General features: G+C 64.9%; 9 protein-coding genes. All 9 read left to right on the plus strand.

Annotation, left to right across the window (positions count from 1 at the left end; translation table 11 throughout):
* Positions 1-293: 293 nt before the first annotated feature.
* The 9 genes from K8U54_RS21540 (at position 294) to K8U54_RS21580 (ending at position 11,994) form a co-directional block, all read left to right on the plus strand.
* Positions 294-1,181, plus strand: coding sequence for an NAD(+) kinase (locus tag K8U54_RS21540; RefSeq protein ID WP_249907718.1), 888 nt, complete (start codon positions 294-296; stop codon positions 1,179-1,181).
* Positions 1,181-2,155: a metallophosphoesterase gene (locus K8U54_RS21545; RefSeq protein WP_249907719.1), complete on the plus strand. Its 975-nt coding sequence runs from the start codon at positions 1,181-1,183 to the stop codon at positions 2,153-2,155. Before K8U54_RS21540 ends, K8U54_RS21545 begins: the two co-directional genes overlap by 1 nt.
* The gene (locus tag K8U54_RS21550; RefSeq protein ID WP_249907720.1) at positions 2,152-3,021 is read left to right on the plus strand and encodes a rhomboid family intramembrane serine protease; all 870 of its coding nucleotides are present in this window, start codon (positions 2,152-2,154) and stop codon (positions 3,019-3,021) included. The genes K8U54_RS21545 and K8U54_RS21550 overlap by 4 nt, the downstream gene beginning before the upstream one ends.
* A 71-nt stretch (positions 3,022-3,092) precedes the next feature.
* Positions 3,093-3,356 (plus strand): YeaC family protein, encoded by a 264-nt coding sequence (locus K8U54_RS21555; RefSeq protein WP_013790930.1) that lies wholly within the window; start codon positions 3,093-3,095, stop codon positions 3,354-3,356.
* The gene (locus tag K8U54_RS21560; protein ID WP_249907721.1) at positions 3,356-4,189 is read left to right on the plus strand and encodes a DUF2797 domain-containing protein; all 834 of its coding nucleotides are present in this window, start codon (positions 3,356-3,358) and stop codon (positions 4,187-4,189) included. Before K8U54_RS21555 ends, K8U54_RS21560 begins: the two co-directional genes overlap by 1 nt.
* A gap of 68 nt (positions 4,190-4,257) precedes the next feature.
* Positions 4,258-6,921, plus strand: coding sequence for an aminopeptidase N (gene pepN, locus K8U54_RS21565; RefSeq protein ID WP_249907722.1), 2,664 nt, complete (start codon positions 4,258-4,260; stop codon positions 6,919-6,921).
* Between the two features lie 523 nt (positions 6,922-7,444).
* Positions 7,445-9,409, plus strand: a complete 1,965-nt coding sequence (locus K8U54_RS21570) for a DUF1302 domain-containing protein (protein WP_249907723.1) — start codon at positions 7,445-7,447, stop codon at positions 9,407-9,409.
* A 15-nt stretch (positions 9,410-9,424) separates the two neighbouring features.
* The gene (locus K8U54_RS21575) at positions 9,425-10,786 is read left to right on the plus strand and encodes a DUF1329 domain-containing protein (protein ID WP_249907724.1); all 1,362 of its coding nucleotides are present in this window, start codon (positions 9,425-9,427) and stop codon (positions 10,784-10,786) included.
* 164 nt (positions 10,787-10,950) lie between these two features.
* Positions 10,951-11,994, plus strand: coding sequence for a WD40/YVTN/BNR-like repeat-containing protein (locus K8U54_RS21580; protein WP_249907725.1), 1,044 nt, complete (start codon positions 10,951-10,953; stop codon positions 11,992-11,994).
* The last annotated feature ends 17 nt before the right edge of the window (positions 11,995-12,011 follow it).

The following is a 12,011-nucleotide window of genomic DNA, read 5'->3' on the forward strand; positions in this document are numbered from 1 at the left end:
CCCTTGAAAAACTACCTACGTTGCCATCGCTGCGTTAAAAACAGCCTCAACAAGCTGCTCGCAGCTAACGCACTTCAGTGCGGCCCGAAGGGCGAGCGAAGCGAGTCATGCTCATGTACAAATCGTACGCTCCGCTTTTTCGGCTGTTTTTGTGGGGCCGCCCAGGCCTTGCGCTGGCTGCCTCGCCTACGTTTTTCAACGGCCTGCCAGGCCCGTCGACGTCAGGGTTTGCTGGCACAGGGTGGCTTCGCCCATAATCCAGGCCATCAGAGCCAGAGCCTTGCGGGAGCCCCATGGAGCAGTTTCGTAATATCGGCATCATCGGCCGTCTGGGCAGTACCCAGGTGCTCGACACCATCCGCCGCCTGAAGAAGTTCCTGCTCGAGCGCCAGTTGCACGTGATTCTCGACGACAGCATCGCCGAGGTATTGCCGGGCCATGGCCTGCAGACCTCGGCGCGCAAGCACCTGGGCGAGTTCTGCGACCTGGTGATCGTGGTCGGCGGTGACGGCAGCATGCTCGGCGCCGGTCGCGCCCTGGCGCGCCACAAGGTGCCGGTGCTGGGCATCAACCGCGGCAACCTGGGCTTTCTCACCGACATCCGCCCCGACGAGCTGGAATCCAAGGTCGCCGAGGTGCTGGAAGGCAACTACCTGACCGAGCACCGCTTTCTGCTGGAAGCCGAAGTGCGCCGCCACTCCGAAGCGATCGGCCAGGGCGATGCCCTCAACGACGTGGTGCTGCACCCGGGCAAGTCGAACCGGATGATCGAGTTCGAGCTGTATATCGACGGGCAGTTCGTGTGCAGCCAGAAAGCCGACGGCCTGATCGTCGCCACGCCGACCGGCTCGACGGCCTACGCGCTGTCGGCGGGCGGGCCGATCATGCACCCCAAGCTCGATGCCATCGTGGTGGTGCCCATGTACCCCCACACGCTGTCCAGCCGCCCCATCGTGGTGGATGGCAACAGCGAGCTGAAGATCGTCGTCTCCAAGGACCTGCAGCTCTACCCGCAGGTGTCGTGCGACGGCCAGAATCATTTCACCTGCGCGCCGGGCGACACCATCACCGTGCGCAAGAAATCCCAGAAGCTATGCCTGATCCATCCGCTGGATCACAACTACTACGAGGTCTGCCGTACCAAGCTGGGTTGGGGTAGCCGACTCGGCGGAGGCGACTGATGCAGCTCGATCCGTCCCGCGGTTATGACCTGATCGGTGATGTGCATGGGTGCGCCAATACCCTGGTGCGCCTGCTCGAACGTATGGGTTATCGCCGTCAGGACGGCGTATGGCGGCACCCGCAGCGCATGGCGATCTTCCTCGGCGACCTGATCGACCGCGGCCCGCGCATCCGCGAAGCCGTGCACCTGGTGCACGACATGGTGCGCGCCGGCGAGGCGCTGTGCATCATGGGCAACCACGAATTCAACGCCCTGGGCTGGATGACCCCGGCGCCGCCAGGCAGCGGGCGCGCCTTCGTACGCGAGCACACCGCGCGGCACGAGCGGCTGATCGGCGAGACGCTGCGGCAGTTCCAGGCCTACCCGGACGAATGGCGTGACATGCTGGACTGGTTCTACGAGCTGCCGCTGTTTCTCGATGCCGGCCATTTTCGCGTGGTTCACGCCTGCTGGGACGAGGCCATGATCGCCTCGCTGCGCGGGCAGTTCCCCAGCGGCTGTATCGACGAACACTTCCTGCAGGCCTCGGCGGTGCCCGGCAGCTTCGCCTGCACGGTGCTCGACCGGCTGCTGCGCGGCACTGACATGCGCCTGCCCGGCGGGCTGACCATGACCAGCAGCGACGGCTTTACCCGCTCGTTCTTTCGCACCAAGTTCTGGGCCGGCAACCCGCTGACCTATGGCGACGTGCAGTTCCAGCCCGACCCGCTGCCCGAGCAGGTCGCCTGCCTGCCGCTCAGCGAGGAAGATCGCGCACAGCTGCTGACCTATGGCCCCGAGCAGCCGCCGCTGTTCGTCGGCCACTACTGGCGCAGCGGCACGCCGGCGCCGATCTGCGCGAACATCGCCTGCCTGGATTACAGCGCGGTGATGTACGGCAAGCTGGTGGCCTACCGGCTGGACCAGGAAACCCGTCTCGATCCGGGCAAGTTCGTCTGGGTCGAAGTGGAAAAGCCAGGGCCGGCGCGATGAGCCCGGTGATCGCCCTGCGTGCGCCGCTGGACGAAGACCTGGCGCCGTTCATCACCTTGCTGGGCCGGCTGGGCGTGCCGCATCGGGTGGCCGAGCAGGGCAACGAGCAGGTGCTCTGGGTGCCCAGCGAAGACATCGCCGCCCAGGTGCGCGAGCTGTATGCACGGGCACCCCAGGGCGATCCGCAGTTGCAGCCCGTCCAGGCGCCCGTGGCCAGTTCGCGCCCCGGCGTCGCCGCCGCGGCCAGGCGCAGCCCGCTGACCCTGGTCGTTCTGGCGCTGACCCTGCTGGTCGCGGTGCTGACCTGGGGCGGTGAAGACTACGCCGTGGTGCGCTGGCTGAGCTTCGTCGACTTCCAGATCGACGGCCAGTACATCTACTTCGCCACCTTCGCCCAGGCCATGGACAGCGGCCAATGGTGGCGCCTGCTGACGCCCATGCTGCTGCATTTCGGCATCCTCCACCTGGCGATGAACAGCCTGTGGTACTGGGAGCTGGGGCGGCGTATCGAGGCGCGCCAGGGCGCACTGATGCTGTTGCTGCTGACCCTGTGGTTCGGGCTCGCCGCCAACGTGGCGCAGTACCTCTACGGCGGGCCGGCGCTGTTCGGCGGTTTGTCCGGCGTGCTCTACGGGCTGCTCGGCCACTGCTGGCTGTTCCAGCTGCTGGCGCCGAATGCGGCCTACAAGCTGCCGCGCGGCGTGCTGGTAAGCATGCTGGTCTGGCTGCTGATCTGCATGACCGGGGTGTTCGAACTGCTGCAGTTCGGCGCCATCGCCAACGCCGCCCACGTCGGCGGGCTGGTCGCCGGTTGCCTAACCGGCGCCATCGGTGGGCTGCTGGCCCGGCAGCTGGCGCGGCGCTGAGCGTCGCCAGCGCCTCGGCTTGGCGGGTCAGATAGGGTAGAATCGGGGCTTTTCCAGCCCCGGAGCCAGCCATGTCCTCCTTCGTCGAATTGATCCGCAACATCACCCCGGACGTGTATGAAAGCCTCAAGCTGGCCGTGGAGATCGGCAAGTGGCCGGACGGCCGCAAGCTCACCCAGGAGCAGAAGGAGCTGAGCCTGCAGGCGATGATCGCCTGGGAGATCGAGAACCTGCCCGAGGATCAGCGCACCGGCTACATGGGCACCTCCGAATGTGCCTCCAAGTCCGCGCCCATCCCGAACATCCTGTTCAAGTCCTCGGAAACCCTGCACTGATGTTAGAAGTAGCCCGCGGCGCCCTGAGCAAGATGGCCACCCAGCTCGATGCGCCGGTGCAGTACGCGTTTCGCCTGGGTGACGAGCAGGTCGCCGTCAACCCGATGATCGGCAAGACCCTGCGCCTGGAATTTCTCGGCGCCATCCATTGCAGCCATTGCGGCCGCAAGACCAAGACCAGCTTCAGCCAGGGCTATTGCTACCCCTGCATGCAGAAGCTCGCCCAGTGCGACCTGTGCATCATGAGCCCCGAGCGCTGCCACTACGACGCCGGCACCTGCCGTGACCCCGGCTGGGGCGAGCAGTTCTGCATGACCGACCACGTGGTGTACCTGGCCAACTCGTCAGGCATCAAGGTCGGTATCACCCGCGCCACGCAGATTCCCACCCGCTGGATCGACCAGGGCGCCACCCAGGCGCTGCCGATCATGCGCGTGGCCACCCGCCAGCAGTCCGGGTTCGTCGAAGACCTGCTGCGCAGCCAGGTGGCCGACAAGACCAATTGGCGCGCACTGCTCAAGGGCGATGCGGCGCCGGTCGATCTGCTGCATGTGCGTGAGCAGATCTTCGATGCCTGCGCCAGTGGCATCACCGCGCTGCAACAACGCTTCGGCCTGCAGGCCGTGCAGCCGCTCAATGAGCAGAGCGTGGTGGAGATCCGTTATCCGATCGAAGGCTATCCTGCCAAGATCACCAGCTTCAACCTCGACAAGAATCCGATTGCCGAAGGTACGCTGCTGGGCATCAAGGGCCAGTACCTGATGTTCGATACCGGCGTGATCAATATTCGCAAGTACACCGCTTACCAGATCGCCGCCAGCTGCGCCGCCTGACCGGCAGGCGCGGCCAACACCATTCACCTGCTTGCCACGCCCGCTGGCGTGGCATCGAAGAGGTTCCCATGCGCACCGAGCAATCGAAGACCATCTACCTCAAGGACTATCAGGCGCCGGACTACCTGATCGACGAAACCCACCTGACCTTCGAGCTGTTCGAGGATCACACCCTGGTACACGCCCAACTGGTGATGCGCCGCAACCCGGCGCTGTCCGCCGAGCTGCCGGCGCTGGTGCTGGACGGCCAGCAGCTCGAGCTGTTGCACCTCAAACTCGACGACCGTGAACTGGGCGCCGGCGACTATCAGCTCACCGACAGCAACCTGACCGTGCAGCCGACCCAGGCCAGCTTCGTGATCGACAGCACCGTGCGCATCCACCCGGAAAGCAACACCGCGCTGGAAGGGCTGTACAAGTCCAGCGGCATGTTCTGCACCCAGTGCGAGGCCGAAGGCTTCCGCAAGATCACCTATTACCTCGACCGCCCGGACGTGATGAGCAGCTTCACCACCACCCTGAGCGGCGACAAGCAGAAGTACCCGATCCTGCTGTCCAACGGCAACCCGATCGCCAGCGGCGAGGAGGGCGATGGCCGTCACTGGGCGACCTGGGAAGACCCGTTCAAGAAGCCGGCCTACCTGTTCGCCCTGGTGGCTGGCGACCTGTGGTGCGTGGAAGACAAGTTCACCACCCTGAGCGCCCGCGAGGTGACGCTGCGCATCTACGTCGAGCCGGAAAACATCGACAAGGTGCAGCACGCCATGGACAGCCTGAAGAAGTCCATGCAGTGGGACGAAGAGGTGTACGGCCGCGAGTACGACCTGGATATCTTCATGATCGTCGCGGTCAACGACTTCAACATGGGCGCCATGGAGAACAAGGGCCTCAACATCTTCAACTCCAGCGCCGTGCTGGCCCGCGCCGAAACCGCCACCGATGCCGCCCACCAGCGCGTCGAGGCGATCGTCGCCCACGAGTACTTCCACAACTGGTCCGGCAACCGCGTGACCTGCCGCGACTGGTTTCAGCTGTCGCTCAAGGAAGGCTTCACGGTATTCCGTGACGCCGCCTTCTCGGCGGATATGAACTCGCCGACGGTCAAACGCATTCAGGACGTCGCCTACCTGCGCACTCACCAGTTCGCCGAGGACGCCGGCCCCATGGCCCACCCGGTACGCCCGGATGCGTACATGGAAATCTCCAACTTCTACACCCTGACCATCTACGAGAAGGGCGCCGAAGTGCTGCGCATGATCCACACCCTGCTTGGCGCCGAGGCGTTCCGCAAGGGCTCGGACCTGTACTTCGAGCGCCATGATGGCCAGGCCGTGACCTGCGACGATTTCGTCAAGGCCATGGAAGATGCCAGCGGCGTCGACCTGACCCAGTTCAAGCGCTGGTACACCCAGGCCGGCACGCCGCGCCTGGCGGTCACCGACAGTTACGACGCCGCGGCGAAAACCTACACCCTGACCTTCACCCAGAGCTGCCCGGCCACACCGGGGCAGAGCGAGAGCAGCAAGCTGCCGTTCGTGATCCCGGTGGAGCTGGGCCTGCTGAACGGGCAGGGCAACGACCTGCCGCTGCGCCTGCAGGGCGAGGCCGCGGCTATCGGCAGCAACCGCGTGCTGTCGATCACCGAGGCGCAGCAGTCGTTCACCTTCGTCGACGTGGCCGAGAAGCCGCTGCCGTCGCTGCTGCGCGGCTTCAGTGCGCCGGTGAAGCTGAGTTTTGCCTACGACCGCGACCAGTTGATGTTCCTGATGCAGCACGACAGCGACGGCTTCAACCGTTGGGAAGCCGGCCAGCAGCTCAGCGTGCAGGTGCTGCAGGAACTGATCGGCCAGTACCAGCGCGGCGAAACGCTGGTGCTCGATGGGCGCCTGGTCAGCGCGCTGTGCAGCCTGCTGCAGGACGACACACTGGATCAGGCCATGGTCGCCGAGATGCTCTCGCTGCCGGGTGAGGCCTACCTCACCGAAATCAGTGACGTGGCCGACGTCGACGCCATCCATGGCGCCCGCGAGTTCGCCCGTCAGCAACTGGCCGAGGCGCTGTTCGAGCCGCTGTGGCAGCGCTACCAGGCCAACCGCGAAGTGTCGCGTAACACGCGTTATGTCGCCGAAGCGGAGCACTTCGCCCGCCGTGCGCTGCAGAACATCGCGCTGTCGTACCTGATGCTGAGCGACCAGCCCCAGGTGCTGGCTGCGGCCCTCGATCAGTTCGAGAACAGCGACAACATGACCGAGCGCCTGACCGCCCTGGCGGTGCTGGTCAACTCACCGTTCGAGGCCGAGCGCAGCAAGGCCCTCGAAGCCTTCGCCGAGCAATTCAAGGACAACGCCCTGGTCATGGACCAGTGGTTCAGCGTGCAGGCCGCCAGCACCTTGCCCGGCGGTCTGGCTCGTGTGCAGGCATTGATGCAGCACCCGGCGTTCACCCTTAAGAACCCTAACAAGGTGCGTGCGCTGATCGGCGCATTCGCCGGGCAGAACCTGGTGAACTTCCATGCCATGGACGGCAGCGGTTATCGCTTCCTGGCCGACCAGGTGATCGTGCTCAATGGGCTGAACCCGCAGATCGCCTCGCGCCTGCTGGCACCGCTGACCCGCTGGCGCAAGTACGGCGCCGAGCGTCAGGCGCTGATGAAGGCCGAGCTGGAGCGCATCCTCGCCTCCGGTGAGCTGTCGCCTGACGTGTACGAAGTGGTCAGCAAGAGCCTGGCCTGAGACCGTACCCCGGAGCGGCGTGCGCCGCTCCGGGCAACTGCTGCATGCCCCTCCGGCGTCCGTTCTGGACGCCATCGCTCCCACTGTGAGCCTCCTTGCGTTGTTACTGCGGCTTGCGTGGTAACAATTTTTTGTTACCTCAGGGAATGAAAAGCTAACGCTGCGTTCGGCGACGCACTTAATATCGCGGCCGCTTTGGTGATGCTGGCATTTAGCCGGTTTTTTTTGCCGCCCGTGCGGCGTTCCGACAGCGTGCTGAAAGCCTTTGTAAGCGATTCTAGGTCGATAACGGCCCATTGCTGATCAGTGGCCGATCAGTCACAAAGAGACGCTACGGAGCTGCTCTAGAAAAGCGTTTTCAGCTAATACGATCGTTTGAATTGGCACCAAGGTTGCACTGCACAGGGCAGTGACGCCAGCCAGTTCAAGGTCATCAACGGGTGCCTCGTCAGGTGCTCGCCAGGCCCGCCGGGAAAGTGGGCCGTAACGAACAATGACCGTCTGTCTGCGGAGTAGTGATTCAATGCGTATCAAGTCCCTTGAACAGGCCCAGCGGGCAAGGTCCGGTTTTGCCCTGGCGGGCATGTTGCCGTTGCTGGTGGCAGCGCCGGTGCAGGCCGTGGAATTCGGCTTTGCCGATAACGAAGTCAGCGGCTCGCTGGACACCACGCTGTCCTACGGGCAGCTGTGGCGTGTGCAGGGGCAGAGCCGCGGCAATGACGACGTCAACGTCAACGATGGCAACCGCAACTTCGACACCGGCCTGGCTTCGGAAGTGTTCAAGATCACCTCGGATCTGGAGATGAATTACCAGAACTACGGGCTGTTCGTGCGCGGCACGGCGTTCTACGACACGCAGATCATGGACAAGCGCAACGACTTCTACAGCGGCAACCGCACCGCTCAGCCCAGCCAGAACAGCCTTCATGACGATCGCTTCACCCGCGACACGCGGCACAGCGCCGGGCGCGACGCGCAGATCCTCGATGCCTATGTCTACGGCAACTGGGATGTCGCCGAGCACCCGCTCAGTGCACGCCTGGGTCGCCAGGTGTTCAACTGGGGTGAGGGGCTGTTCTACCGGGGCGGGGTGAACACCAGCAACCCGGTGGACGGCGCGCGTTTTCGCCTGCCGGGCGCCGAACTCAAGGAGGTGCTGATTCCCGTCGAGGCGGTCAGCTTCAATATCGGCCTGACCGACAACCTGTCCATGGAAACCTTCTACCAGTTCAAATGGAAGGAGACTGCCATCGACCCCGTGGGCAGCTATTTTGCCGAGACCGACCTGTTCGCCGAAGGCGGCAACACCGCCTATACCCGCAACCCCGCCCTGGGCAGCGCCGCGTTCCGTGGCAACTACGCCGGCCTGAGTGCCCTTGGCGTGGGCGGGCTGCAGGGTAGCGAGTACCTCGACAGCAACGGCTACTTCAAGGTCGCCAGCATCGGCTCGGATATCGAGGCCAAGGATGATGGGCAGTTCGGCGTCGCCTTTCGCTATATCGCCGAGCAACTCAATGCCACCGAATTCGGCTTCTATTTCGTCAACTATCACGCCAAGGAACCGACGCTGCATGCCGACCTGGACGGTTTCTCCGGCCTGAATCTGGATGCCATTACCAGCGCCGCCAGTGGTGGCGGCTTTCCCAGCTATGCGGCGTTGCTGAGCGCCGCCGGGGCAGGCAGCGTGCCGGCCCGGACGCTGCTGGGGCTGGTCAACGGTGCCGCCACCGTCGATGCCGCCAATCAGGTCAATGCCCGCCGCGAATATGTGGAAAACATCCGCATGTACGGTTTCAGCTTCAACACCACCCTGGGCGATGCCTCGGTGTTCGGTGAACTGGCCTACCGGCCCAACCTGCCGGTCGGCATCGCCGCCACCAACGACCTGCTCGGCGACCTGCTGCGCCAGGCGCCGCAGCTGGTGCAGGGCCAGCAGGGCAACATCGGTGGCCAGACCCTGCAGCTGGGTGACGAGATCCACAACTACGAGCGCGTCGAGGCCTTCAATGCCTCGCTGGGCAGCATCTACAACTTCGGCCCGTCCCTGGGCTTCGACGCCCTGACCGGGGTGGCCGAGCTGGCCTCCGAACACCTGCGCGGCAGCGACCTGAAATACACCGCCTTCGACGGCTCGACCCGCTACTACTCGGGGCGCGGCGATTCGTCCTACGTGTTCGGCTACGGGCGCAGCTACCAGGTCAACAAGAACGCCTACGGCTACACCCTGGTGCTGTCGGGCACCTGGAACGACGTGTTCGCCGGGGTGAACCTGTCGCCCTTCGTCGTCTATCGTGATGATTTCGAAGGCAACTCCTACCAGACCGGGCGCTTCATCGAGGGCCGCAAGGCCTACACCCTCGGCATCAAGGCGGCCTACATGAACAGCCTGGAGGCCGAGCTGCAGTACACCGAGTTTTCCGGCGGTGGCAACAACAACGCCGTGCGCGACCGTGACAACGTCGGCTTCAACGTCAAATACTCCTTCTGATCACAGGGAAACAGCATGCTGAACATCAAGGGTGTCGCCGTCGCGCTGGTACTGCTGGCCGGCAACAGCATGGCAGCCGTCTCGCCACAGGATGCCGCCAAACTGGGCGCGAGCCTCACGCCGCTGGGTGCCGAAAAGGCCGGCAATGCCGCCGGCAGCATCCCGGCGTGGACCGGCGGCATCACCCAGGCGCCCGCCGGTTACCAGGGCTCGGGCAAGCACCATGTCGATCCGTTCGCCGGCGACAAGCCGCTGTTCACCATCACCCGCGCCAACCTGGCCCAGTACCGCGATCAGCTGACGCCGGGGCAGGTGGCGCTGTTCGAGACCTACCCGGACAGCTTCCAAATGCCGGTCTACCCCAGCCGCCGTTCGGGCTCGGCGCCGCAGTGGGTGTACGACAACACCGCCAGGAACGCCGTCAGCGCCAAGCTGCTCGACGGCGGCAACGGCTTTGCCGACGCCTATGGCGGCATCCCGTTCCCGATTCCGCAGAACGGCGTCGAGGCGCTGTGGAACCACATCGCCCGCTACCGTGGCACCTACGTGGTGCGCCGCGCCTCGGAAGTGGCGGTGCAGCGCAACGGCTCCTTCTCGCTGGTCACCTCGCAGCAGGAAGCGCTGTTCAAGTTCTACGACCCGAAAGGCAGCTACGCCGACCTGAACAACATCCTGTTCTACTACCTGTCGTTCACCCGCAGCCCGGCACGTCTGGCCGGCGGCGCGGTGCTGGTCCACGAGACCCTGGATCAGGTCAAGGAGCCGCGCCAGGCCTGGGGCTACAACGCAGGCCAGCGCCGGGTGCGTCGTGCGCCGAACCTGGCCTACGACACGCCGATTTCCGCCGCCGACGGCCTGCGTACCGCCGATGACACCGACATGTTCAACGGTGCCCCGGATCGCTACGACTGGAAGCTGCTCGGCAAGCGGGAAATCTACATTCCCTACAACAGCTACAAGCTCACCAGCCCAGAGGTGAAATACAAGGATCTGCTGCAGGTCGGCCATCTCAACCCGGCCTATACGCGCTACGAGCTGCACCGTGTGTGGGTGGTGGAGGGCACGCTCAAGACCGGCGCCCGGCATATCTATTCCAAGCGCACCCTGTACCTGGACGAAGACAGCTGGCAGGCCGCCGTGGTCGATCAGTACGATGGCCGCGGCGAGCTGTGGCGCGTGTCGATGGCGTACCTGAAGAACTACTACGAACTGCCGACCACCTGGTCTGCGCTGGACGTATTCCACGACCTGCAGGCCCGCCGCTACCACGTGCAGAACCTGGACAACGAGGAAGCCAACACCATCGACTTCAGCCAGCCGACCGCCGATGACGGCTATTTCACGCCGGCTGCGCTGCGCCGTCGCGGCACCCGATAGCGGAGAAGGCCCGCCTGTTGAGCAACAGGCATTCGCGCGGTCGATAACGCGGGCTTTTTCTTACAAAACAGCAGACCGTGGTGGCTACCATGTCTTGCAAAGGCCGATAGCATAGGCGGCGCCGCGCAGGCGCCGGAATAACAAGAACAAAGGGGGAGTTGTGTATGAGTGAGCCCATCGTGCGGCGCACCCGAAGCGGTAAAGTCGCCCGGCCCGTGCTGCAGGCGCTGGCGCTGTGTTCGCTGCTGGTGGCCGCTGCGCCGCTCGTCCAGGCCCAGGCCGCCGATGCGGCGACCTTCTCGGTGACCTCGACCCGCGCCGTCTCCAGCCTGCTGCTCGACGTCGCCCATGCCGGCAAGCGCCTGGTCGCGGTCGGCGAGCGCGGTCACGTGCTGTACTCCGACGATGACGGCGCCAACTGGACCCAGGCCAAGGTGCCGACCCGGCAGATGCTCACCGCGGTGTATTTCGTTGACGAGCAGCATGGCTGGGCGGTCGGCCACGATGCGCTGATCCTGGCGAGCAGCGACGGCGGTGCGACCTGGACCAAGCAGTTCGAGGACCTGCAGCGCGAAGCGCCGCTGCTCGACCTGTGGTTCAGGGACGCCCAGCACGGCTTGGCCATCGGCGCCTACGGTGCGCTGCTGGAAACCAGCGATGGCGGCGCCACCTGGGACGACGTCAGCGACCGCCTCGACAACGAAGACACCTACCACCTCAATGCCATTGCCGACGTGCCGGGCGCCGGCCTGTTCATCGTCGGCGAGGCGGGCGCTCTGTTCCGCTCCACCGATGAAGGGCAAAGCTGGGAAACCCTGGAAGGTCCCTACCAGGGCTCGCTGTTCGGCGTGATCGCCAGTGGCGAACCCGACGGCCTGCTGGTTTACGGCCTGCGCGGCCACCTGTTCCATTCCACCGACGCGGGTGAAACCTGGCAGCAGGTCCCGCTGACCACCGCCAGCGGCGGTGACCTGGAGTTCGGCCTGGCCAGTGCGGCCACGCTCGGCGACGGCAGCATCGTGGTGGTCGGCCATGGCGGCAGTGTGTTGCGCAGCACCGATCACGGCCACAGCTTCAGCGTGTTCAACCGCCCGGATCGGGTATCCCTGGCGGGCGTCACCGCGGGTGCAGACGGCAAATTGGTGCTGGTCGGGCAGGGCGGTGTACGCCTGACCACCGAGACCGGTGCCAATCCAGGCCAACAATAACAAGCTGGGGTAGTGTT

The organism is Pseudomonas fulva, from assembly GCF_023517795.1.
Lineage (GTDB): Bacteria > Pseudomonadota > Gammaproteobacteria > Pseudomonadales > Pseudomonadaceae > Aquipseudomonas > Aquipseudomonas fulva_D.

What these genes read in the sequence shown, in the direction of transcription:
- K8U54_RS21570 (WP_249907723.1), top strand. Translation starts at nt 7,445, where the DNA reads ATGCGTATCAAGTCCCTTGAACAGGCCCAGCGGGCAAGGTCCGGTTTT.
- K8U54_RS21580 (WP_249907725.1), top strand. Translation starts at nt 10,951, where the DNA reads ATGAGTGAGCCCATCGTGCGGCGCACCCGAAGCGGTAAAGTCGCCCGG.
- K8U54_RS21550 (WP_249907720.1), top strand. Translation starts at nt 2,152, where the DNA reads ATGAGCCCGGTGATCGCCCTGCGTGCGCCGCTGGACGAAGACCTGGCG.
- pepN (WP_249907722.1), top strand. Translation starts at nt 4,258, where the DNA reads ATGCGCACCGAGCAATCGAAGACCATCTACCTCAAGGACTATCAGGCG.
- K8U54_RS21560 (WP_249907721.1), top strand. Translation starts at nt 3,356, where the DNA reads ATGTTAGAAGTAGCCCGCGGCGCCCTGAGCAAGATGGCCACCCAGCTC.
- K8U54_RS21575 (WP_249907724.1), top strand. Translation starts at nt 9,425, where the DNA reads ATGCTGAACATCAAGGGTGTCGCCGTCGCGCTGGTACTGCTGGCCGGC.
- K8U54_RS21555 (WP_013790930.1), top strand. Translation starts at nt 3,093, where the DNA reads ATGTCCTCCTTCGTCGAATTGATCCGCAACATCACCCCGGACGTGTAT.
- K8U54_RS21545 (WP_249907719.1), top strand. Translation starts at nt 1,181, where the DNA reads ATGCAGCTCGATCCGTCCCGCGGTTATGACCTGATCGGTGATGTGCAT.
- K8U54_RS21540 (WP_249907718.1), top strand. Translation starts at nt 294, where the DNA reads ATGGAGCAGTTTCGTAATATCGGCATCATCGGCCGTCTGGGCAGTACC.